We start from the raw sequence: 23,169 nt of genomic DNA on the forward strand, positions 1-23,169 counted from the left end.
CCTGTTAGTATTTCGTGATTTTACTCAGAGTTGATCTTCTTCAACAACCATGCCATGTTAGATGCAAGGTTGTCCATTGTCCTCATACCCTCTTCATCCTCATTGACATCTCCCGGATGAAGTCCTATACCAAGGTTCCAGTAAGATGAACCCACGGTTACCATGCTGGTGATTCCGAACAGGTGATTGATGGAATCATAAGCATGTACCGCACCTGCCCTGCGAACTGCCACGACTGCTGCACCGGCTTTTCTCACAAAGAACCCGCCGTTTGCAAGAGATACATATCCTGCACGGTCAATAAGCGCCTTTGTCTCGGTTGTCACATCAGCAAAGTAAGTTGGTGAGCCGATCACAATTCCGTCAGCATCCTTCATCTTTGTGATACACTCATTGATGCCATCATCATCGAAAATACAAAGATTGTTCTTTTTCTCAAAACATTTCATACATGCCGTACATCCGTGAACCTTCTTCCCGCCAATATGGATCGTTTCGGTTTCTATCCCTTCAGCTTCGAGCTTGGATGTGAGTCTTTTCAGCATTGCTGCTGTGTTTCCTTCTTTACGTGGGCTTCCGTTTATTGCAACTACTTTCATGGTGTGTTCCTCTTTTTGTGGGTTGTTATTGTAGGTTAAATCTAAAAAAGAATGAGTCTAGAAAATATATTAAACTAGCAACATACGTTATTTTGCTAAAACATGCACAGCAATTTCCTTTCTTAAATCATCAACTCTTTTCCTAATGTCAGTGGACATATATTCAGCTTTATCACGCATTTGAGTATAATTTAGTGCATCATAGATATAGGTTTCAATCTCTGAAGGCTTCATATCACTATTGAATTCCACTTGATTTATTTTTGAATTTAATCCTTCATAAAAAAGATTTAATAAATCATTATTATTTTGAGCTATAATATATATAATGTCAGGATCAAAAGACCCTAACAAAAGATCGAAATTCCTTAAGTCTTCAATTATTTCTTCCAAATGAGAAAAACCACAAAATAGATCGGTTATGTCAAACCATTCACCCAAATTCAAGTTTTGATTTGTTTGGAAAAATAAGTTAATTCCAAACATTACTTTTTCATCCTTCCAAGCTTTTGAGTGTTGTTTAATCATTTTTATAATATCTTTTTCAATTTCAATTGTATTAATCGCTATTTTGTCCTTACATTGTAGAATAGTAAATTCAAATGATAACACTAGTTTTTTATTTTCATAAACATCTCTTGTTACACTTAAAACAAAATCATCTAAATAAGCAATGTAAACATACATAGGAAGATCTTTTAATTTATCAGATGTTTCCTTTAATGCCTTCAGCAAAAATTCAAATTCCTCTTTACGCTTTTGTTTTTCTATACAAAAGCAAGATTTTTCTCATTAATTTTTACATTTTTCTTGTTATCTAAATAACCTAAAATAGAAATTAAAATTGCAAGAATACTTAGTAAAATTGTGATAATACTAAATATAGAGATATCGCTTGCTAGCACATCAGAAGAATTAAGAGCAACCATTGAAGGTAATTTGCTTTTTAGATGTATATTTACTTTTCTCTGAACTCAAATATTACATTTTTAGAAATATTATACTACTACACCAACAAAAATACAGTTACAATAATCAAAAAAAGTAATCTGGTGCGGGAGATGCGATTCGAACGCATGAACTCCTACGAGACTAGGCTCTGAACCTAGCGCCTTTGGCCAGGCTGGGCAACTCCCGCATTGTGAACGTTGGTTAGTAGCGCTTTTTCTAGTTAAACTTTGTGTTTGGAAAGTTAAAAAGGTTTGGTGAAAACGGTGGCATTATGCCATCATTTTCATAAGGAGAGCTTTCTGGGCGTGCAGGCGGTTCTCAGCCTGGTCGAAAACAACTGAATGAGGACCATCCATAACCTCTGCACTTATTTCCTCACCGCGGTGTGCAGGGAGACAGTGCATAACGATGACATCAGGTTTAGCCTGCTCCACCAGTTCACTATTGATCTGGTATGGTGCAAGGTCTTTCAGGCGCTGTTCACGCTCATTCTCATCGCCCATGGAAACCCATACATCAGCATAAAGGATATCTGCATCCTTTGCAGCCTCATATGGATCATTGGTGATAGTAATCTTTCCGCCAAGTTCCCTGGCAAGCTCAACAACATCCTCATCCGGCTCATATCCGGGAGGACATGCAACAGCGACTTCCATATCCATAAGAGCGCCACCGATAATAGCAGAATTACAAACATTGTTCCCGTCGCCAACCCATGCATACTTCAGACCGGCGATCTTGCTCTTATACTCGCGGATAGTGAGAAGGTCAGCAAGAATCTGGCATGGATGTTCCTTATCCGAAAGCGCATTGATAACCGGAATTGAGGAATGCTCTGCCAGCTGTTTCACCGTTTCATGGCTATAGACCCTTGCAATAATAGCATAAAGGTATCTTGAAAGAACCTCGGAAGTATCCCCTACAGTCTCACCTCTGCCAAGCTGCATATCCCTGGCGTTGAGATAGAGAGCATGCCCGCCAAGGTCGCACATAGCAACCTCAAAAGACACACGGGTACGTGTAGATGACTTTTCAAAGATCATGCCGAGACTCTTATTCTTTAGCAGGTCTGTGACCTTACCCCTCAGGCGTTTCTCCTTAAGATCCTCCGCCATATCGAGTAACTCATTGATCTCATCATGAGTCAGGTCTGCCATTGAAATCAGGTGTTTCATACTTAAACCCTCACTGTATAACTAATAAAACTACTGCCCGCGTATTTCATTCATATGGTCAATACGCCTCTGGATAAGGAATGCCTTACCTATATCACTTCTGTAATGAAGGTCACCGGAAAGATTCTCCAGAGCATTCTGGGCGATCTCTTCTGCCTCTTCAATTGAATCAGCAACACCTACAACAGCAACAGCCCTTGAACCTGTGGTGTAAACCTTTCCATCCTTCTCGTAAACGCTTGAATAGAAAAGGATCGCGTCACCAATATCACCAACTGTGACTTCCCTGTCCTTTGTAGGATCATCAGGATAACCTGCAGGGACAGCATACTTGCACACTGTTGCCTTGTTGCTGAACTTCACATCGATCTTATCAAGTGTACCGCTTGCCATTGCAGCCAGCACATCAACATAATCTGACTCAAGAAGAGGTAATACGTTCATTGCCTCCGGGTCACCGAAACGTGCATTGAACTCAATGACCTTCGGACCGTCCTTTGTGATCATGAACTGACCGTAGAGTGTTCCCTTGTACTCCTGTCCGGTCTCCTTGTAGAGTGCCTTGATGGTGTCCTTCATTATTTGCTTTGAACTCTCAACATCCTCAGCGGTCAGGAACGGAAGAATTTCACCTGCTGCATTGTAGGAACCCATTCCACCGGTGTTTGGTCCGAGATCGTTCTCAAATGCCCTCTTGTGGTCCTGGACTGTTGGCATGAAAGCAAGGTTCTTACCGTCAACAAAAGCCTGAAGTGTGAATTCCTCACCAACAAGGTTCTCCTCAACGACAACGCTTCCCATGTCAAGAAGACTTGCTGCATACTCTTTTGCAGCCTTAACATCAGGTAACTGGTCACCCATTACCTTGACACCTTTTCCACCTGTAAGACCTGCAGGCTTGATAGCAACATTTCCAAGCTCATCAATAAAAGCATCCATTGCAGCCTTATCTGTGAAAACATCGAAAACAGGGCAGCCTGCAATATTGTTGTTCCTCATGAAGTTACGTGCCCATGCCTTGTCAAACTCAAGCTGTGCAACTTTCTGTTTAGGACTTGCAACGCTGATGCCTTCTGCTTCAAGGGCATCTGCAAGACCAACTGAAAGAGGTGCTTCCGGACCAACCACAACAAGCTCAATGTTCTTGGAAACAGCATACTCGACAACTTTCTCAACGTTTGTCTCCTTTTCAAGGAGATAATCTTCACAAAGAGCAGCAATGCCCGGGTTCTTCTTTGACATCACCGCATAGATGGACGGGTCTTGCCTGCTACGTTCAATTGCTGCTACGATAGCATGCTCTCTTCCGCCGCCACCAACTACTAGTATATTCATTTATGAAACCTCATTATCAGAATTTATCAGAAAAATATTATCGGATTGTTAGATGTAATACATCGGTATTTGATTGATCAGAGATGTTTTTGTTTGTATTATAAATAGGAATTAGAATATCAGAGTGTTCTAATTCCTGTAATAAATAACTTGTCTTTTATTCGGATGTTATTATGCTACTTCAAACGATACTTTAGATATATCTCAAATGAGATCACTTGCCCTTACAAGAGGAACAAGTTTAACACCAATATCACTCAGGCTCTTCTCCGCTCCGGACTCACGATCAACAACAGTGATGACCCTGTCAACAACAGCACCAGCTTCACGAATTGCCACAATAGCATCCATCACAGAACCACCGCTTGTAGTTACATCCTCAAGAAGCAGTATTTTTGAACCTTCCTGGAAATCCCCTACAAAGCGTCCACCGGTACCATATTCTTTCTCAGACTTACGAATGAGTACCAGAGGAAGCTCAGTCTCCATTGAAACTGCAGTTGCAAGTGGAACACCACCAAGCACAACTCCACCGACAGCATCGATATCCAGACCCTTTATGACCTTTCCTGCTTCCTTTGCTATTACCTTTAAGGTCTTAGGATCCGTGCTTGCCTTTTTAATATCAATATAGTAACTGCTTTTCTTTCCTGAAGCAAGTGTGAAATCACCAAATTTGACTGCACCACATGCCTTTAATGCATCAATTAATGTACGTTTGCCATTCCCTTCAGACATAAGATCACCGATAATTGCTAATAATTGTTAAATAGATTATTTGTTTGATAATTGTTAAACTCTGTCAATCACCAGGGCTCGTTCTTAACCCCAATGTAGTAACCTATAACGTTAGTTACAAAATGCAGCAGAGGAGTTACGATAAGCAAAGTAAGGATAATACCGGAAGTAAAGTTACCCAAAAACCATGCAGGTGAAGTAATTAATGTCAAAAGCCATGCACCCATGACAAAATCAAGCTGATCAACACCAGGCAAAGCAGCACCTCTCTTGTATCCCATCCTGCGTTTGAAATAACTCATGGACATATCACCCAGTAGCGAGCCGAATGCAAGGGTGAATATTACAAGCATAGCACCCATACCTTCACCGAAGGATGGCAATTCAACACCAAATATACTGCTGCTTCTGCTAAGATAATACATTTGCAACAAGCCAAGTAACATTCCGCACACAGTACCTGCAATAAGACCACGCCAGGTCTTTCCATCTCCAAGCATGCGACGCCCGTCAGACATCGTTCTGCCACCATCTATAGGACGGCCACCGCCAAAAACAGCAGCCATGGAGTTTGGAATGTATGCAGGAAGCATCAGCCAGACAGCAGTGATAATTATCTCTATCAAGTAACAAGCCTCTTTGAAAACTCTTTTTTGCAATTTACGTTTGCAATACCATTGTTTAATATATCAGAGTACAACGGATAAAATAGCTCTAACTATAAATACATTGTACACTAAAATTTCCCGCGAGATGAAAAACAAAATACCTGACCTGACAACAAGTAATACAATGCTTGCGACTGTTGTCACTTTTCTCATACTGGCGACTATCATCACAATGGGAATGCTGACTCCCCTTATCGCAAAGCTTGTAAACGGCGTGGAAATAAGTCTTGATCCCGGCTATTATAACACCAGATCCGCACTACCTGTTGCTGCACTGGTGCTGCTTTTAAGCACATGCATGCTAATAGGATATGCAGATAAAAAATACATTGTACCCATAGTAACCGGTTCAGTGGTGCTTTCGATTATTTTTGCAGTGCTGGCACCGTTTGGAAATACTCCAATTGATATTTCCCTGCCAATACTGATAGTAGCCCTCCTGACAGCCTTTTACCGCATATACAGAATAGTTCTCGGTAAACAGAATGCTTCAACAAAAAATAAGATACGTAGTATAAGCGCACATGTTATCCATGTTGGAATACTGCTAATCCTGCTTGGCATAATACTCAGTTCCAACATGAAAATAGAAAGCTCCGCAGTCCTTAGTTCAGGTTCCGGCGAGATAGTAAGTTTTGACGGACAACACTACCAGCTTATAATGAACAGTATGAACTCATACTACAGCGGAGAAGCTTTCAGGAACTATCCTGCATCATCATATACAACAGAAGTCATTTTTGATATCTACAAAAATGGCAGGTATTTTAAGAGTGGAAAAGTGAACTACATCACCGATTTCAAGTGGGGACAGTCATACACAACTACTTACATTAACCATGGACTCACCGAGGAACTTTTCATAGCCCCTAGAGCTATTGACGAATCGGCTGGTGAGATTGACCTTTACATGAGAACTGTACCGTTCATCAACTGCCTCTGGGGAGGCATCTACCTTATGGTAATAGGTATCATTGCCCTGATCCTGACTGACCGCGGGAACAAAGATAGAGCAATTGACCCTACCAGTGTCGTATCAGAAAAAAGCAGTGCCAATGGCACAGACAATGAAAACAAATATGACCGTATGCTTCAGCAGGAAATTCAGAAGCGTAAAGCAAATAGGGTGAAGGGAAAGAGGTGATGATTTGAATTTTGGAATGATACTTATATGGATAGCCTTCATCTGCGGACTGGGAGCCACATTTGCTTCAATCCGATACAATCTGAGTTCTGACCATCGATCAGGAATACTAACTAAAAAACTGGAAATACTCTGTACGCTTGCTGTGGCACTGTCATCCCTGATTCTCGTTATACACCTGCTGGGTGTGAACGCATCCTACGAATACGTGTATAACCACTCAAGCACCGATCTTTCATGGTTCTACCGTATATCCGCATTCTGGGCAGGTCAGCAGGGTTCTCTCCTTCTCTGGGCGTTGGGAATACTTGTGATGCTTATGTTTGTACGCTATACAGGGCACACAAAAGAATTTGCAGAATCGAAGCTCATGGACATTACCACAATGGTAACCATGGCAATTGTATCTGTGTTCCTGATACTGCTTATAATAGACAATCCATTTGCAGCTTTCAGAGTTCTGCCCTCGGGTTCCATAGAACCAACTAACTGGAATCCTTTTGCTGCACTCTATGATGTGCCCTACGGCCAGGGAATGAACCCTCTCCTGAGAAATCCATGGATGGCAGTCCACCCGCCAATGCTTTTCCTGGGATATGCGGCTTTCACTATCCCCTTTGCAGCTGCGGTTGCTAATCTCATCACCAAGGATAGCCGCTGGACACTCATCTCAAGGGACTGGATGAGAATTGCATGGCTTTTCCTTACACTGGGAATTGGTCTTGGAGGATTCTGGGCATATGAAGTGCTCGGATGGGGGGCATGGTACTGGACATGGGATCCTGTGGAAACATCTTCCCTCATACCATGGATAACTGCTACAGCATATCTGCATGCACATTCACGTTCAAGATTTGGAGAATATGGTTTCCTGGCACCACTAATGGCAATAGTATCTTTTATACTGGTGATATTTGCAACCTTTGTAACAAGAAGTGGTATCTGGGCCTCTGTGCACTCCTGGCAGGACTTCACAACAGAAGGACTGATAATAGCCATATTCCTGGTAATTCTCACAGGAAGCAGTATATTCTTACTTGGTAAGAGATATCTGGAAGATAACTGAAAATTGAAAACTAAATATTAAGTAAGACAATTGCTTTTAAAGCACTTGTCACCCTATTTTTTTATAGCATATACATTCAGACGTCTGAAGTACTCGAAATAAGTCCCGCCTTCCTGCTCAGCTATCGCTTTTGCTTCTTTGATTACACGCTTTGCAAAAAGACTAGCCTTATCCTCCGGGAGGAAAGATACAAAAGGAACAAGACTTGGCTGGTTTATCCATCCAACATAAGATTCTTCATCAGGAAAATTGCGGTCAGCATTTTCGATCCATGCACGAATGCCCATAAAACCGGACCTTACAAGCAAGTCACCGTATTCTTCTGCGCCGGGCATGTACCAGGGCCATTCAAATGAACTGAAATCATCCTTGAATTCCGGAGAAAACATTATTCCTTTAAGGACTGGAATCAGATTCATACAATTACCTTCACCTGCAAACTGTACCCTCATGATCCCGCCACTTTTCATTGAGCGATTGATCTGACGCAGAGCAAAAGAATGGTCTTTTACCCAATGAAGAGCAGCGTTGGAGAACACAACATCGAACTCGTCCTCAAAGTCCAGCTCGGTAATGTCACACAGTAAGAAATCCATATTGCCTTTCCTGTGCTTTTTTGCCTGTTCAAGCATAGAAGGTGAACTGTCAATACCAGTTACTTTTCCATCCGGAACCTTTTCTGCAAGTTTTGCGCTGAGAAGACCATTGCCGCAACCAAGATCAAGAATGTGTTCATCGCCTTTCAGGGCAAGCTCATCTATTACTTTGCTGCCCCACTCCTGTTGTGGTGCTGAGAACTTTTCGTACTTCTCACCGTCAAATCCCTTTTTCACAGAAATCCTCCTTAACCCTGAATGACCTTATTCCTCAATAAATGTCTCTGTTTTGAGATTCCCATTCTCTTCTACCAGTATTTCGATCTTCCTTTCAGCCTTTGAAAGTTTCTGGTTGCACACACGGGCAAGCTTCATTCCACGTTCGAACAGTCCGAGACTCTCATCAAGGGTTAATTGACCCTTTTCGAGCTTTTCCACCAGCGATTCCAACTCTTCCAGAGATTGTTCAAAACTTATAGCCTCAGAATCTTCCGAACTATCCATAAGGTCACTCATCTGGCGCTTACCAACATCTGTGCTTTCTTCAGAACTTTTCCTAGTCCTTGCCATAAAATTCAGCTCCTACTCCCATTTTCAGCCTTATTTATTTTCTCTGACCTTCTACCCGTTACTCTGCACTCAAGAGTACCATCTACCAATCTAACATCAACAGACTCTTCAGTTTCCACGTCATCAACACTTCTGATTACAGCATGGCTCTCACTTTTCAGAGCAATACTATATCCTCGTTCAAGAGTGTTCAAAGGACTTACTGCATTGAGTCTGCCCGCAAGCCCGCTAAGTGAAGCATGCCTGGATTCCATTGCCCTTCCAAAAGCCATTTCCATACGGGAACTTAGTTCATCGATTCTCTGCATATCACGCCGCACGATTTCAGCAAATCTTTCCGGCTCTATACGCGAATAAAGATATTCAACATGATGCCGCTTATCAGCGATAAGATGTATTGCAGCCTGCTGCATACGTGATGACACTGATTCAACATGTTTTTTCAGGCCGGTTTTTTCAGGTACAGCAATCTCAGCGGCGGCTGATGGTGTTGGAGCCCTCACATCCGCCACAAAATCCGAAATTGTATAATCGGTTTCATGTCCCACTGCGGAAATCACAGGAATCCCGGAATCAAATATGGCCCTTGCAACAATTTCTTCATTAAAGGACCACAGGTCTTCCAGGGAACCACCACCTCTTCCCAGAATTATTACATCTACATCAGTCCGGTTTAGATATTCAAGGGCTTTTACGATACTCTCCGCGGAAGTTTCACCCTGTACTATCGCAGGACTCAGCAGTATATCCACAGGGAACTTGCGCCTGAGTACATGAAGTATGTCGTGAATTGCGGCACCGGTTGGTGACGTAATAACACCTATTCTGGAAGGATACTGAGGGATCTTCTTCTTGTGAACAACATCGAACAGACCTTCCTCCTGTAACCTGTTCCTGAGCTGTTCATATGCTTTGTAAAGCTCACCGATACCATCAGGACGCATATCAAGAACCCTGAGCTGATACTGACCTCGAACTGTATAGACATCAACAGTTCCGAATACCAGCACCTTCATTGATGATTCCGGCTCGAATTTCAGTGTTCTGTTGGTCATCCTGAAACTGACACAGCTTATCTGCGCATTCCCGTCCTTCAACGTGAAATAATAATGACCGGAGCTATGTTTGGTCAGGTTCGATATCTCACCACGAACCCATACCTGCGATAGTTGCGGGTCGCTTGTAAGAACCTTTTTTATGTGTTCATTCAGCTGTGATACGGTGTATATACCCATTCAGATCTCCGGCCTTTTAAGAGAATATGTTTCGGGAGTATAAAACCCAGTGGGAAGTAATGTGAAAGTATTGAATAAACTCTATCTGACGAAAACTGCCGCAAGATTAAAGCTTCTTTAACACTATTTTTATAGAGGTGTTATTATGAAAAAATCAATCGGAGCGAAAACGCTGGCATATCCTACTCCTGCATGGCTGGTAGGTACCTATGACATGTACGGAAAAGCAAATGCAATGACTGCCGCATGGGCGGGTATCTGCTGCTCGGATCCCCCATGTATCACCGTATCCTTAAGAAAGGCGACATACAGTTACGCTAACATCATGGAAAAGGAAGCTTTTACCATTAACATCCCATCCGAAGACTATGTCAAAGAGACTGATTATTTTGGAATTGCAAGCGGGAGAGATGAGGACAAGTTTGAAAAAATAGGACTTACACCCGTTAAGAGTGAAGTCGTGTATGCACCGTATGTAGAAGAGTTTCCTGTTGTCCTTGAATGCAAACTGATACAAAGTTTTGAACTTGGACTCCATACACAGTTCGTTGGCGAGATAATGGACATTAAAGCGGATGAAGCTGTACTGGATGAGAAAGGAAATCCGGAGATAGAGAAGATAAGACCTATCATCTATTCACCAGAGAGAAGTTATTACGGACTTGGTGAATTTCTGGGCAAGGCATTTTCCATTGGTTTGGAAGGTAATAAAAAATAGAACAAGTAATATGGTTCTGGGTCATGGAACTTATTCCATGTAGACCAGAGCCTTATTAGGACATACTTTTACGCATTTCATGCAAAGGTCACATTTTTGATGATCAACATTAACAAAACCGTTGATCCTGTAAAGTGCTCCGTTGGGACAGATATTCTCACATTTGCCGCATTTGCGGCAACCTATTGAGACAATAAAACCATCTCGTTCTTCCATCAGAACAGATTAACGTTTGAATCTTAGATAAGTCTTAACCCTTTAAGTAAAATATCCTTAAATACAAGCAGGTTATAGAAAGCCCTGATGAGTAAGGTCGTACAGGGAGAGGCAGGTTCTTTCCATTCTTTTCTTTCAGAAGGTTGCAAGCTCTGTCAGCAGGGAGCAAAGATGGTTCTTTTTATTACAGGCATCTGTCCAAAGGATTGTTTCTATTGCCCGGTATCCGAAGAGAGACGCAAAGACGTAACCTACGCTAACGAAAGAAAAATCATTTCTGATCAGGATGTTGTAGATGAAGCGTTACAGATGGATGCCCTTGGAACAGGAATTACCGGCGGTGAGCCACTCCTGAGAAAAGATAAGGTTATTCATTATATCAGGCTCCTGAAAGATAATTTCGGACTGCAGCATCACATCCACATGTATACATCCATGGCACCTGACTACGATACATTGAAAGAACTGGCCGATGCAGGCCTGGACGAAATAAGGTTCCATCCACCTGTAAAAGTATGGGATGAATTAGAAGGAACCGGCTATGCAAATTCCATCAGATCTGCCAAAGAGTTGGGAATAGAAACCGGCATTGAGATTCCATCTATTGCTGGTGTAGAAAGCGTAGGGCATTTTGCAAACAGCATGGAGTGTTTCCTGAACCTTAACGAACTTGAATTTTCAGATACCAACTCCGATGCTATGATAAAGCTGGGCTACTCTCTTATTGATGATGTATCAAATGCTGTGGCAGGTTCTGAAGAACATGCACTTGAAGTAGCAAGGAATTGTGAAAGGATGCATTTCTGCTCATCTAGCTATAAAGATGCGGTACAGCTTCGCAGAAGACTCATAAGGATTTCAGGAAATACGGCAAGACCTTTTGATGAGATCGGCGAGGAAGGAACGGTTTATTATGGGCATATTGAATGTATAGAGACTGATCAGGGATCTGTTTTGGAAAAACTGACACAGATGGAAGTTCCCGCAGACATGATGGAAATAAAATCCAAGGGAATCGATCTTGCCTGGTGGATACTTGAGGATATTGCGGAATATATTAAGGAATCGGGTATAAAATTGTACATTATAGAAAGATATCCTTTTGAAGAAGGGCTAATTGTTGAAAAAATACCCTTATGAAAGGCCAAAATATATATGTGAGAATGATATAGATGGTACAATTTTCATATACAATGCAGGTTTTAAAGCTATTGCAAATAAATAGTTTTATAAGATAAAATAACATATTGAAGAGAGAGGTGTTTGTACTGGAAACGATTGAAGAGCGAGTAAGAGAGAGGCTAATAAAATATCTTAGTCGCGATGATACAGGTATACGCAAAGTAGTACTGAAACTGTTCCTTAATGGTGGTAAATTCACTACAGGAGACGTGTACGAGCATCTTCATGATACGGATTTTGATGTGAGTTACAGAGGTGTTTCCGCAATGGTAGGCCTTATGAACACAAGACTTGGAATTCTGAGTATTGATGTTACCGGTGACCACAATATTTACCTGCTTAAGGAAGATTACAGAGATATTGTCAGAAACGTACTTGACAACTACTAATTCCATCTTCTTTTTTGTTGATTAGTTTCAAATGGATATTTGCCATATGGAAATTACTTTTACATAATCTACGGGAGTGTCAAATATTCTGAAAAGAATACCCGGAATAGCCTATAAAGGATATGAACGTCTTCTCACACAGGAAGTGAAGAATGAGAAAGTTCCCCGGCACGTAGCCATTATTATGGATGGGAACCGGAGATATGCACGAAAACTAGGACAGATAACTTCCTATGGGCATGCCAGGGGTGCAGATGTAACTGAAAATGTCATGGAATGGGCCTGCAGCTTAGGTATTGAATATCTCACGATCTATGCATTTTCTACTGAGAATTTCAACAGAAATGATGATGAAAAAGACAAGCTCTTTGACCTTATCAGAGTGAAGTTTGATGAAATAGTAGTTGATGAAAGAACCCATGAAAGAAAAATGCGAGTTCATGCCATCGGCGATATTGATAAATTGCCGGAGTCATTAAAAGAGTCAATTAAGAACGTGGAACTTGTAACATCAGAATATGATAATTTTGTCCTCAACGTTGCTATTGCATATGGCGGCAGACAGGAAATAATCCAGGCAGTTAAAGAGATAGCTTTCAAAGTAGAGTCTGAAGAGCTTGAACCTGAAGATATTACCGAAGAAACAATTTCAGATCACCTTTATCCTTCGGGAAATTCTGCCCTGCCTGACGTAGATCTTATTATTCGCACAGGAGGAGATGAAAGAGTGTCAAATTTCCTTCCATGGCAGGCCAATGGAAATGAGTGTGCTGCTTACTTCTGTGCCCCGTTCTGGCCGGAGTTCCGTAAGATCGATTTTCTTCGCTCTATTCGCGTGTATCAGGCCCGTATGAGAGAAAAGAATCAGCATACAACCATACGTGCGGCACATTTCCTAAAAGCACTGGGAAAAGCGGAGATTGAAGAAGTGCGACACCATTCAAAAGATTGCAATTAGATTTACAGAATCAGACTATTAACTTGAGTATTTTACAATTTAAGTTCTATTTTTAACTTGATTATTTGAAAAGATAAATTCACATGATATACTCAAAAGAATCATGATTTTAAACGAAATTATGTTTTAGAAAAAGATATTTGGTGCGGGAGGTGTGATTCGAACACACGAACTCCTACGAGACTAGGCCCTCAACCTAGCGCCTTTGGCCTGGCTGGGCAACCCCCGCACATGTATGCAGTTAAATTAATAGTTTACAGGAAATCAGATCTTAACCAAATCTTTCTTAGGAGATTTTGGTGCGGGAGGTGTGATTCGAACACACGAACTCCTACGAGACTAGGCCCTCAACCTAGCGCCTTTGGCCTGGCTGGGCAACCCCCGCATCAAGTTGGATTTCCTATATTTAAATATAAATTTTTAGGAGAGTATATCTCCTAAAACCGTGTCAGAGGGACTCTAAAATCTCTCCTAACCGGCTGGCTTTCTCCTTAATAGTTGTTCCTGCATTTATAATTAACTGTTGAACCGTGTATGAACCATCAGATTCCATTGTGAAAATGAAAGAATTTTCATCTTCAGACACAGTTATTGCATCAATCTCACAGACAGATGCACAGAGTTTGCAAAGAATACACTTAAGGATATCGTCACCGGATATTTCTGCACCGTTCGGACCAATGTGAATTATGCTCTTTGGACATTCATTCACACATGCACCACACTCGTCACAGTTCTCAAACGTGACTATTGGCATATTCTTGTAGCCGCATGCCACACCAGCCTGCCATTTTGCGTGCTTGTGACCATAGTCCATGTGAGCAATAGCTTCAAGCACAACCTTCTGACCTTCCTTCAGGTCAATGATAGGAACATTCTGGTCAGCAGCCTGTACTCTTTCATCAGAAGACACAAGATCCCCAGAATATACCATTCTCGGACCCTCAGCACTGAGTGTAAGGGAAACCTTACATGCAGGACATTCGGCGCCGCCACAGGTGCACTCATCAACTGGTACGAACTCCTCAATGTCTGTTGTCAAAGGGATAAGGCCAAGCCTTAACGCTAACTGCTCGTCAAAGAGGACTGATGTATTGTTATAGATGTTCACATCATCAATAGCAAGAGTTGGGACGTCAGAGAGCGCTGCTCTTCTGACACCATTGGCAAATGCCGCACTTGTATTGGATAATATAAACTTCGCAGACCTCTCTGACAGTTCAAGTATGTCTACTTCCATTGTCATGAGTTCATATCCATTTTATTTAGTATTATGTTCTTCTACCGCCTTTTGGACGTGTACCGTCGTGTGGCACAGGTGTTACATCCTGTATCCTTCCGATCTTGATACCTGCCCTGGCAAATGCCCTGATAGCAGCCTGTGCTCCAGGACCTGGGCTTCTCTGTTTGTTTCCACCAGGTGCACGCACCTTTATGTGGATACCTTCAATTCCCTTGTCCTTGAGAGTGTCTGCAAGCTGGCTTGCCATCTGCATAGCGGTGTAAGGTGAACTTTCATCACGTGCTGCCTTTACAACCATTCCACCAGATGATTTGGCGATGGTTTCGGCACCTGTAATGTCAGTTACGGTAATAATAGTGTTATTGAATGAGCATTTTATGTGTGCTACACCCCAGATTCCGTTTGCTGCCATAGTATTACTCCTCCTTTCCTGCTACTGCTGAAGCAATCTGTGCTGGTCTTTCTGCATGTGACTCGCTTGTCAGAGGGGAGTTACCATAGTAATCGATCTGCATCTCTTCTGCCTTGGAGATGAGCATACCTGGAACGGTTGCCTTCTGCCCATTAATAGCGATGTGACCGTGAGTGATAAACTGCCTTGCCTGCTTTGGAGTTCTTGCAAGTCCAAGTCTGTATACCTGAGTCTGCAGCCTGCGTTCAAGGATTGTTTCTGTCTGAAGCGCAAGGATGTCATCGATGTTTGCATCGGATGGAAGCACTGAGAACCTGATAAGCCTTGCAAGAATTTGGTCAGATTCAGTTTTGAGGTGACCGGAAAGTTCAGTCTCTGCAGATTCTGCAAGAATTCTACGAGCATCTGCTCTGTATCTTCTGAGAATACTGACTGCTTTCCAGAGTTCCTTCTTATTACGGAGGCCGTACTTTTTAAGGAGTTCGACTTCAGTTGCCATCCTGGCAGCCTGCCAAGGATGCTTTGGAGTATCATAACTCTTTCTCTTTTTACCTGGGAATCCCATAAAATCACCTGAATTACTTCTTCTTGCTTACGCCGATGGTTGAGCCACGCCTTCCTGTGGACTTTGTTCTCTGACCTCTGACCTTAAGACCTCTCTCGTGCCTCATACCACGATATGCCCTTACCTTCTTGAGGTTGTTCAGGTCTTCCCTGAGGGTCATGATGATATCCTGGCCAAGGAGATGCTTGTCATCTCCAGTTAATGGGTCTTCACATCTGTTAAGCATCCAGGTTGGGATATTGCTCTCAAAGCTAGCAATAGCATCATCGAGCTTTGCAATATCTTCATCGGAAAGGTAACCGATTGTTTCTTTTGGGTCAATACCCGTGCTGTCAACAATAATTCTTGATGTTCTGAGTCCAATACCGCGAATACCTGTCAGCGCGTACATTACAGGCTGACTACCCTGAAGGTCAGTATTCATGATACGGACTAAGTGTCTTATTTCTTCATCTGCCATTAGTTGTTCCTCCTTAGGGACGCATGCGTCCTGTAGCCCCGAAACATAAGTTTCGACACACTCCGACATTACGGAGCAGGCAATTCTAAAGATTAATAGAATAACTTGCCTGTTTATACCATTGTTCTTATTTAACATTATTCATGTTGCAGAAATAGTGAAACAGGTGAGCACCCAGTATAGGTTAATTATTTAAATACTTTCCCATAACTCAAAAAAGATTTTCAGCTTCTTAATCCAGAAAACAAGATTATGTACCCATTCAGACCGCAATAGAACAAACGGGCCTGTCCATTAACCAAAATATAACTGCCCCTGCTACTGAGCAAACTGCCGCAAAAATCATGGTTTCCCTGTACCCGTAGAATTGCAGGGTCAAACCACCAAGCACAGCACCAACGATATTGCTTGCAGCTATCACCGAGTTAAGAATACCGGCAGCAGTGGCTTTTTCTTTACTGCGTTCCATGAGCAACTGACTGGCACCTACAAACAAGAAAGACCACCCGAAAGCCACAAAGAACATACCTGGAATAATGTAGATATAATTTGGTGACAGGAAATACACAAAAAAAGCCACACCTGATAATAAAAAACCCCATATAATGAGCAATTCATTCCTGAAACTATCCAGTCGCCTCATGATCAGGAATTGCAGAAAAGGATTGATTGCATAAATGATCCCAATCCACATGCTGGAAGCTCCAAGATAAGCCATATACAGAGGTAACACTGCCCACATGGCCGCAGCACCTGAATGCCTTATGAAAACTGACAGATAGGTTGCAATATTTTTCCTGAATGTCTCAAATGAGAAATAGCTTAACTCAAGGGATGGCTTTTCAATATCCTTCAACTTTAATGCCGCTATGAAGGAGACAAAAAACAACAAGGAAGAAAGAATAAAAAGATACTTTATCTCGCCTACATAACCTGCAACCAGAAAACCGGCCATCCACCCAAGTGAACCAAAGGAACTGAACTTCCCGATACTTTCCTTCTGATAATACACATATACTATGAGAGCTGCCGGATAAATGCCCATGCAAAAGCCAACAAGTGATCTTGCAACAGCAAGTGTAAACGTGCCAACGGTAAATACCTGCAGGAAGAAAGAAAGTGAACATGCCAGCAGGCCAATAAGAACTATGGGCCTGAGACGGTTGATATCAGCTGCTTTTCCGAATATGAAAGAAGAAACAAAGGTAGCCAGACTAAAACAGGCAGCAATCACGCCCACTTCAAAGAAGGAGGCACCCAGTGACCTTGCATATATGGGAATGAAAATGCTGGACATCATGTAAGAGGCATTTGCCAGAAACTGAATAGTATTTATTTTCATTATAGTGTAATGTGCAAAGACCATTTCGGGTATTTTAAGCTATTGAAGGTATAAACGTGATAAATAAAAATGTTCAAAGTAAATGCAGAAATAATTTGAATTACAACTGAAGATAGCCGTTATTCACATTAGTTATCCTTAAAAACTATAGCCGGGCGGTTTAAAGTGTTCTCACATACCATTAATAACCATCAGCGTTTGGACAGTGCATTGCCCAGATCCAGTTTAAGACCTTTCAGCAATTCCTTTGCCACATGATCAGCAATCTTTTTGTTTAAATTTTCTGAAGGATGCACCTGATCCAGAGTTTTGTGACAGACAGGACAATCTATACACTCTGCAAGTGCCATGCTATCATCCAATACATTAGAAAATAGCACACTTATTTCATTCTCGCATTCAGGACATGTAACAATAGTGCTACCATCATCATTGACATCCATATTTTCTTTTATGAAAAATACATTAACATCAGACATAATTATACCTTTTATTTCAGTTTTAACAGTATAATTCAATAGTATATACATTTAGCACTAGAATGATAGTAAAGTAAAATATAACTAGAATATGAATTTAGAAAAAGATTATGGCGCCGAGAGGGGGATTCGAACTCCCGAGGGGCGGATGCCCCACAAGCTTTCCAGGCTTGCGCCCTACCGCTAGACTATCTCGGCACATGACTTTCATTGTGTTTTTGCTGACCTGCTGTGCCAGCCTTGCGCATAAGTGCCACCATCCATTATTACTCTTTCGGTCGTAGCTACGATTCCATGCTCATTTTGAAGCATTTCCTCTGAATCCATAAGAGATTTGCATAAAGCCACAGCCTCTCCTTTTAAACTAAAGAGGCAAATGTCATCACCTTTTTTAATACCACTGTCAAGGCTTAATATTCCAGGAACTGCAATTGCCGCACCACAACAGATGGCTTCAATTGCACTATCACGAATAATGACACGTGGAAGATGCGACAAACCCTCTTCCATAGGTCTGACAACTTTACGCAGGAAAGATTCATCACCATCCTCCTGCCAGAAAACATAAGCATCCTTCAGTTCCTGAAGTGTTACAAGAGTATCTTCCCTGAAAGGACCGGTCTTTGTCCTGCGTAGTTCCTGCATGTGAGCACCACATCCAAGTGCAACACCGATATCATGACAAAGTTTTCTCATGTATGTACCTGCTTCACAGCCAACGCGCATGAGAACAGATTTTTCTTTTACATCAAGGACTTCCAGATAATATATCTTCCTTACACGCACAGCACGTTTTACTGCAGAAATTATAGGGGGCATTTGAAAAATTGGCCCGGTAAACTGAAGTACATACCTTGCGCACCTTTTTTTCTGGGACAGGCTCATGTAACGTCATTAGACAAATATACTCCTTCCCTGAAAGACGCAGAGCTGCAACTGTTTTAGTTGCTTTGCCAAGCATGATAGGAAGCACACCAGTCACAATAGGATCCAGTGAACCCGAGTGTCCCGCCTTATTCAGCTCCAGAATATCTTTGACCCATGCAGTAACCTCATGACTTGTAGGACCTACAGGTTTGTCAAGATTTACAACGCCCATCTCTATGTATTTTTTCATAGGACGATCATAAGGAGAACAACCGTAAAGAGGACTGGTTGCAGATTCTGCTTTGTGCAGCAATTCACGTTTTTGTTCAGAAGGAAGAATACACTTATTCATAAAAATCGCCGGATAGCCGATCAAATATCAGAATAATTATCTATTGCAGCGGAAATAATATTTGTGATCTGGAATTGGTCCCACTTTTGAGAGTCAATCACAAGATCATAAACTGAAAGGTCATTGATATCTATATTATAGATAGTCTTGTACCTGATCGCTTCCGATGCTTCACGTTCAATGGTTTCAGCCAGTTTGTCATCAAAAGAACTACCTTCCCTGCCAACAATCCGTTCTACACGGACATTCACAGGAGCCTTTACCCATACCTTAAGTGCTTTTGCAGCCATATGTCCCGCAAGACGGCCTTCTAGAATTATATTATCATGAGTATTAGCAATCTCTTTCTGGCGTTCATCTATTTTCAGATCGATGCTGTCATCCGATTCTGCAAGAGCACCAAATTCAGCCAGAGTCATACCGTACTCTTTTGCAAGAGAACGGAAAACCTCGCCAGCAGAAATCATTTGAAGATTATATTTCTCTGAAAGTAAACGGGATACAGTGGTAGTACCACTTCCCGGAAGGCCGCTGATAGTCAGTAACACTTCAGACTCCACCAACATCCAGAGCCTTTCTTATCAACTGACTTACAGCCAGAGAGGCAATAAAATACCAGAAGATCCAATGCTGGAAAGGACCGAATACAGGATCAGTCAATATCTGTTCTCCCCAGAATGGGAATACAAGTGAAGCAGCACCATGCCCTTTGATATAGTGGTAAGCCCACATGAACAAAGGAAGAGAAATAATACTTATGTATGCCATGGGTTTGAACTGCTGCTTGGACATTTCCATCTGATCTTCCATCATTGCTTTGCGCTCTTCGTCCATCTTCTTCATAAGAGCTGTATTATTGGAAAGCTGAGCTTCCCTGAATTCTTTCTGAAATACCTTCATCTTTTCCTGGGTGTTACGCATAAGATCCCAGTTAATTGTGTATTTCTGTATGAGGGAAGCATAAAGAGCTGTAATGGATGCCATTATGAACAGAACAATGTGAAGGTTATCAGCTCCTAGGATAACCACCACAGGGTCCATAATAACACTCATTGCTGTTCCAAGGGAGTCCCTGAAATCCTGACCAAGAATCATTATTCCCAGCATAAGGGAAATTCCGAAAGCCAGGAGAAACTGGTCCAGCTTTTTCTTAAATTGTTCTGTAACCAAGGGATAGCCTCTTTGTATATCTTTATTTGAATTGGTCCATTACCTTGCAAACATCTGCGAATACAGCATCTACTGCACCACTACCATCAATATTGACAAGTATACCTGCATCATCATAATAGTTTATGAGAGGCTTTGTCTTTTCATTGTAGACAGTAAGTCTCTGGCGGATGACCTCTTCTTTATCATCATCCCTCTGATAGAGTTCAGCACTACATGCATTACAAACTCCTTCCTTTTCAGGAGGGTTGAACATGACATGATAGCTTTCACCACATGTGCAGCTGCGACGACCACTTAATCTTTTTACAAGCTCATCATCGCTTACTTCAATATTGATAACTGCATCAAGAGGCTTACCAATCTCTTTGAGGATGTCAGTAAGTGCATCAGCCTGTGGAATTGTACGAGGATATCCATCAAGAAGATAGCCTGTTTCACAATCACACTCACTCAACCTGTTTCTGATAAGACCTATAAGAACCTCATCAGGGACAAGTTCGCCTTTGTCCATATACTGTTTTGCTTTCAATCCAAGTTCAGTTCCGTCACGGACATTTGCTCTTAAAATGTCACCTGTAGAGATGTGAGGGATACTATACTGTTTTGATAATTCTTTTGCCTGGGTGCCTTTGCCAGCACCCGGTGGACCAAATAATGCAATATTCATAATCAACACCTGTTTTTATTCCTGTCCGAAGAAGGATCTTACCATCGGATGCATTTCCATCATCTGTTCAGATGCAATATCTTCATACAGACGGTATACAATGCTTACTGCAAGAAGAAGACCAGTACCACTTGTACTGCCAAGTGTACCTAGCAAACTTGCAACAAGTGTGAGTAAACCAATGAAAGCACCACCGATGACGGTTACTTTTGGAATGTACCTTATCATGACTTTCTCAATACTGCCAATATTCCTTCTGAAACCTGGAATCTGCATACCGGAGTTAAATATTTTCTTGGCTGTTGGTTTTGCACCCATTCCAGTTGTTTCAATCCAGAACAGTGCGAATACAATACCTCCAACTATAAGGAAAGTTGCATCGACAAAGACGTGCAAAATAATCTGCCAGATTGCAGGTACTGGAGCACCATAACTTGTGAATGTCTCTCTTACCAGAGAAGGAATCCAGTCGTATGGGCTGTGGATTGGTGCCAGATAGTACATCAGACCATTAATAGGTTTAGAGCCGCTGAACTCACCAAGGAAAGTAATGCCCTTACTGCTAAGCAAAAGACCTATCATCTGAATGTTTGCCTGCAATGCCCTTACAAGAATCATTGGCAAGACTGAAGCATAAATCAGTTTGACAGGGAACTTACCTCTTGCACCTCTTACTGCACTGTGTGCCAGTGGGATTTCAATACGTGTACTTTCAACATAGACTACAAACAGGAAAATCATCACTGTACTTATCAATGCGAGAATTCCACCTCTTACTAACATAAAGGTAATACCATCACCTGAGAAGAGGTAGTCTGCTCCCACATTCTGCACAATATAGATCCACTTGGGGAAGAGACCTGTTGGCAGACCACTGGAATCTGTAGTCCAATTAAACAGACCGGTTACTATTTGCTGGGAAACACCAGCTACAATGAAGAGACCGACACCTGAACCGATTCCCCATTTAGATACAACTTCATCCATGAAGAGTACAAGGAGACCACCGATACAGATCTGTATGAATATGATAAACGTAATTACTCCTATACCTACTCCCAGAGTAGATGCAAGAGCTTCATCGGGCTGTATGTAACCGCCGGCTATCTGTGGCAGAGCCTCAAGTATTATCATTACAAAGACCATAAACTTCTGTGCACCCTGAAAGAATGCCTGGTCAGATGGATTGGACATGTCAAGCTTAATGACATCTGCACCAACCAAAAGTTGAAGGACGATGGATGCGGTAACAATAGGACCTATACCCAAAAGCATCAGAGAACCCGAAGCTCCGGCAAAAAACGCTCTATAGGATTCGAAAAGGTCGATCGAATCCGATGACAATCCAAACAGCGGTACATTTGCAAGTGCAAAATAGAGCACAAGAATTCCAAGCGTCCACATTAATTTATTTTTGAAATGGACATGCCCTTCTGGACTTGCAACCGCAGGCAATTTATTAAAAATTGGTTCCAAACTATCCTTAAGACTCATTAATTCCACCCTTGAATGGAAAAATCCATGCAAATTTAGGTAAAGTACACCTTAATAGATTTACACATTAATAAATATACACCCTGTAATTTGCAATATTATAAAAAAATAAGTAATGCCCGATGGCATTACTCTTCTATCTCGGTGCAAGATCCACCTGCACCTTCAATCTTTTCTTTAGCACTGGCAGAGAATGCAGCTGCTGTGATTGCAAGCTTCTTTGAAACTTTGCCAGAACCGAGTACCTTGTCGATATCAAGAACTGCAAGGTCGATGGCATAGGTGCCATCCTGAAGTTCTGCAAAACCGTCTTCGACAAGCTGATCAGCAAGCTCATCAAGTTCACCGACGTTTACAATTGAAGCATCGTTCAATACTTTCAATGGACGAGTGAATCCTTTCTGGTGCCCGCGGATATATCCGAGCTGCAGTGCACGAGTATGGTGGTGAGCATTCTCACCACATCTACCTCTTCCACCACGGTTACCTGCACCACGTCTGTTCTTGGTAGTTCCGCCACCACATGTACGTGAACCTCTGAACTTCTTTGTGTTGGTTTTCTTAGATGTCATGGA

Annotated in this window: 27 protein-coding genes, 4 tRNA genes and 1 pseudogene; 6 read left to right on the forward strand and 26 right to left on the reverse strand. The window is 41.9% G+C overall.

Translation table 11 applies throughout. The features are described from left to right. Nucleotides 1-20: 20 nt before the first annotated feature. The 7 genes from RE474_RS03385 to RE474_RS03415 all read right to left on the reverse strand — a co-directional run bounded on the left by RE474_RS03385 (nucleotide 21) and on the right by RE474_RS03415 (nucleotide 5,391). On the reverse strand, nucleotides 21-599 hold the full coding sequence (locus RE474_RS03385; protein ID WP_309311578.1) for a flavodoxin family protein: 579 nt from the start codon (nucleotides 597-599) through the stop codon (nucleotides 21-23). A gap of 87 nt (nucleotides 600-686) precedes the next feature. Then, complete coding sequence (locus RE474_RS03390) at nucleotides 687-1,334, reverse strand: hypothetical protein (RefSeq protein WP_309311579.1); 648 nt, start codon at nucleotides 1,332-1,334, stop codon at nucleotides 687-689. 315 nt (nucleotides 1,335-1,649) lie between these two features. Continuing rightward, nucleotides 1,650-1,737, reverse strand: a tRNA-Leu gene (locus RE474_RS03395). An 82-nt stretch (nucleotides 1,738-1,819) separates the two neighbouring features. Next, nucleotides 1,820-2,725 (reverse strand): ornithine carbamoyltransferase, encoded by a 906-nt coding sequence (argF, locus tag RE474_RS03400; RefSeq protein WP_309311580.1) that lies wholly within the window; start codon nucleotides 2,723-2,725, stop codon nucleotides 1,820-1,822. Between the two features lie 30 nt (nucleotides 2,726-2,755). Then, nucleotides 2,756-4,060 carry a phosphoribosylamine--glycine ligase gene (gene purD, locus RE474_RS03405; protein ID WP_309311581.1) on the reverse strand — a complete coding sequence of 435 codons (1,305 nt, stop codon included), beginning with the start codon at nucleotides 4,058-4,060 and terminating at the stop codon, nucleotides 2,756-2,758. 204 nt (nucleotides 4,061-4,264) lie between these two features. Continuing rightward, on the reverse strand, nucleotides 4,265-4,798 hold the full coding sequence (gene pyrE, locus RE474_RS03410) for an orotate phosphoribosyltransferase (RefSeq protein WP_309311582.1): 534 nt from the start codon (nucleotides 4,796-4,798) through the stop codon (nucleotides 4,265-4,267). A 68-nt stretch (nucleotides 4,799-4,866) separates the two neighbouring features. Continuing rightward, complete coding sequence (locus RE474_RS03415; protein WP_309312198.1) at nucleotides 4,867-5,391, reverse strand: CDP-2,3-bis-(O-geranylgeranyl)-sn-glycerol synthase; 525 nt, start codon at nucleotides 5,389-5,391, stop codon at nucleotides 4,867-4,869. Nucleotides 5,392-5,551: 160 nt separating this feature from the next. On the opposite strand from RE474_RS03415, the gene RE474_RS03420 reads away from it, so the two are divergent. After that, complete coding sequence (locus RE474_RS03420) at nucleotides 5,552-6,610, forward strand: heme lyase CcmF/NrfE family subunit (protein ID WP_309311583.1); 1,059 nt, start codon at nucleotides 5,552-5,554, stop codon at nucleotides 6,608-6,610. A gap of 4 nt (nucleotides 6,611-6,614) precedes the next feature. Then, a complete protein-coding gene (gene ccsA / locus RE474_RS03425) occupies nucleotides 6,615-7,676 on the forward strand; it encodes a cytochrome c biogenesis protein CcsA (RefSeq protein ID WP_309311584.1) in 1,062 nt (353 codons plus the stop codon). A 53-nt stretch (nucleotides 7,677-7,729) separates the two neighbouring features. Here the strand turns inward: ccsA and RE474_RS03430 are convergent, their stop codons facing one another. The 3 genes from RE474_RS03430 to xseA are packed head-to-tail and all read right to left on the reverse strand — an operon-like array spanning nucleotide 7,730 to nucleotide 10,077. Next, a complete protein-coding gene (locus RE474_RS03430) occupies nucleotides 7,730-8,509 on the reverse strand; it encodes a class I SAM-dependent methyltransferase (protein WP_309311586.1) in 780 nt (259 codons plus the stop codon). 27 nt (nucleotides 8,510-8,536) lie between these two features. Beyond that, nucleotides 8,537-8,842, reverse strand: coding sequence for an exodeoxyribonuclease VII small subunit (locus RE474_RS03435; RefSeq protein WP_309311587.1), 306 nt, complete (start codon nucleotides 8,840-8,842; stop codon nucleotides 8,537-8,539). Between the two features lie 5 nt (nucleotides 8,843-8,847). Next, nucleotides 8,848-10,077, reverse strand: a complete 1,230-nt coding sequence (gene xseA, locus RE474_RS03440; protein ID WP_309311588.1) for an exodeoxyribonuclease VII large subunit — start codon at nucleotides 10,075-10,077, stop codon at nucleotides 8,848-8,850. Between the two features lie 145 nt (nucleotides 10,078-10,222). On the opposite strand from xseA, the gene RE474_RS03445 reads away from it, so the two are divergent. Beyond that, a complete protein-coding gene (locus RE474_RS03445) occupies nucleotides 10,223-10,795 on the forward strand; it encodes a flavin reductase family protein (protein WP_309311589.1) in 573 nt (190 codons plus the stop codon). Between the two features lie 30 nt (nucleotides 10,796-10,825). Here the strand turns inward: RE474_RS03445 and RE474_RS03450 are convergent, their stop codons facing one another. Continuing rightward, entirely contained in the window at nucleotides 10,826-11,011 is a 186-nt protein-coding gene (locus RE474_RS03450; protein ID WP_309311590.1) for a 4Fe-4S binding protein, read from the reverse strand. Between the two features lie 87 nt (nucleotides 11,012-11,098). Between RE474_RS03450 and RE474_RS03455 the strand changes: the two genes are divergently transcribed. The 3 genes from RE474_RS03455 to uppS all read left to right on the forward strand — a co-directional run bounded on the left by RE474_RS03455 (nucleotide 11,099) and on the right by uppS (nucleotide 13,540). Next, nucleotides 11,099-12,151, forward strand: a complete 1,053-nt coding sequence (locus RE474_RS03455) for a radical SAM protein (RefSeq protein WP_309311591.1) — start codon at nucleotides 11,099-11,101, stop codon at nucleotides 12,149-12,151. 119 nt (nucleotides 12,152-12,270) lie between these two features. Further along, the gene (locus RE474_RS03460) at nucleotides 12,271-12,582 is read left to right on the forward strand and encodes a DUF2551 domain-containing protein (RefSeq protein ID WP_202905736.1); all 312 of its coding nucleotides are present in this window, start codon (nucleotides 12,271-12,273) and stop codon (nucleotides 12,580-12,582) included. 85 nt (nucleotides 12,583-12,667) lie between these two features. After that, nucleotides 12,668-13,540, forward strand: coding sequence for a polyprenyl diphosphate synthase (uppS, locus tag RE474_RS03465; RefSeq protein ID WP_438861586.1), 873 nt, complete (start codon nucleotides 12,668-12,670; stop codon nucleotides 13,538-13,540). 141 nt (nucleotides 13,541-13,681) lie between these two features. Here uppS and RE474_RS03470 read toward each other — a convergent pair. The 15 genes and pseudogenes from RE474_RS03470 to RE474_RS03540 all read right to left on the reverse strand — a co-directional run bounded on the left by RE474_RS03470 (nucleotide 13,682) and on the right by RE474_RS03540 (nucleotide 23,166). Next, nucleotides 13,682-13,769, reverse strand: a tRNA-Leu gene (locus tag RE474_RS03470). A gap of 68 nt (nucleotides 13,770-13,837) precedes the next feature. Next, nucleotides 13,838-13,925: transfer RNA gene (locus RE474_RS03475), tRNA-Leu, on the reverse strand. Between the two features lie 63 nt (nucleotides 13,926-13,988). Continuing rightward, nucleotides 13,989-14,786 (reverse strand): DNA-directed RNA polymerase subunit D, encoded by a 798-nt coding sequence (locus RE474_RS03480; protein ID WP_309311593.1) that lies wholly within the window; start codon nucleotides 14,784-14,786, stop codon nucleotides 13,989-13,991. A 25-nt stretch (nucleotides 14,787-14,811) separates the two neighbouring features. After that, a complete protein-coding gene (locus tag RE474_RS03485; protein ID WP_154809958.1) occupies nucleotides 14,812-15,195 on the reverse strand; it encodes a 30S ribosomal protein S11 in 384 nt (127 codons plus the stop codon). Nucleotides 15,196-15,199: 4 nt separating this feature from the next. After that, nucleotides 15,200-15,760 (reverse strand): 30S ribosomal protein S4, encoded by a 561-nt coding sequence (locus RE474_RS03490; protein ID WP_309311594.1) that lies wholly within the window; start codon nucleotides 15,758-15,760, stop codon nucleotides 15,200-15,202. 13 nt (nucleotides 15,761-15,773) lie between these two features. Beyond that, nucleotides 15,774-16,220: a 30S ribosomal protein S13 gene (locus RE474_RS03495; RefSeq protein ID WP_309311595.1), complete on the reverse strand. Its 447-nt coding sequence runs from the start codon at nucleotides 16,218-16,220 to the stop codon at nucleotides 15,774-15,776. A gap of 262 nt (nucleotides 16,221-16,482) precedes the next feature. Next, the gene (locus tag RE474_RS03500) at nucleotides 16,483-17,562 is read right to left on the reverse strand and encodes an MFS transporter (RefSeq protein ID WP_309311596.1); all 1,080 of its coding nucleotides are present in this window, start codon (nucleotides 17,560-17,562) and stop codon (nucleotides 16,483-16,485) included. Between the two features lie 191 nt (nucleotides 17,563-17,753). Further along, a complete protein-coding gene (locus tag RE474_RS03505) occupies nucleotides 17,754-18,041 on the reverse strand; it encodes a hypothetical protein (protein WP_309311597.1) in 288 nt (95 codons plus the stop codon). A 111-nt stretch (nucleotides 18,042-18,152) separates the two neighbouring features. Next, nucleotides 18,153-18,239: transfer RNA gene (locus RE474_RS03510), tRNA-Ser, on the reverse strand. 9 nt (nucleotides 18,240-18,248) lie between these two features. Next, nucleotides 18,249-19,260 (reverse strand): annotated as a pseudogene (locus RE474_RS03515) (RNA-guided pseudouridylation complex pseudouridine synthase subunit Cbf5). Nucleotides 19,261-19,280: 20 nt separating this feature from the next. Beyond that, a complete protein-coding gene (gene cmk, locus RE474_RS03520) occupies nucleotides 19,281-19,808 on the reverse strand; it encodes a (d)CMP kinase (protein WP_309311598.1) in 528 nt (175 codons plus the stop codon). A gap of 1 nt (nucleotide 19,809) precedes the next feature. Further along, on the reverse strand, nucleotides 19,810-20,430 hold the full coding sequence (locus RE474_RS03525) for a DUF106 domain-containing protein (protein WP_309311599.1): 621 nt from the start codon (nucleotides 20,428-20,430) through the stop codon (nucleotides 19,810-19,812). 22 nt (nucleotides 20,431-20,452) lie between these two features. Next, nucleotides 20,453-21,100, reverse strand: a complete 648-nt coding sequence (locus tag RE474_RS03530; protein ID WP_309311600.1) for an adenylate kinase — start codon at nucleotides 21,098-21,100, stop codon at nucleotides 20,453-20,455. Between the two features lie 15 nt (nucleotides 21,101-21,115). Continuing rightward, nucleotides 21,116-22,594: a preprotein translocase subunit SecY gene (secY, locus tag RE474_RS03535; RefSeq protein WP_309311601.1), complete on the reverse strand. Its 1,479-nt coding sequence runs from the start codon at nucleotides 22,592-22,594 to the stop codon at nucleotides 21,116-21,118. Nucleotides 22,595-22,722: 128 nt separating this feature from the next. Next, a complete protein-coding gene (locus RE474_RS03540) occupies nucleotides 22,723-23,166 on the reverse strand; it encodes an uL15m family ribosomal protein (protein WP_309311602.1) in 444 nt (147 codons plus the stop codon). Nucleotides 23,167-23,169: the final 3 nt, after the last annotated feature.

Source organism: Methanolobus sediminis (assembly GCF_031312595.1).
Lineage (GTDB): Archaea > Halobacteriota > Methanosarcinia > Methanosarcinales > Methanosarcinaceae > Methanolobus > Methanolobus sediminis.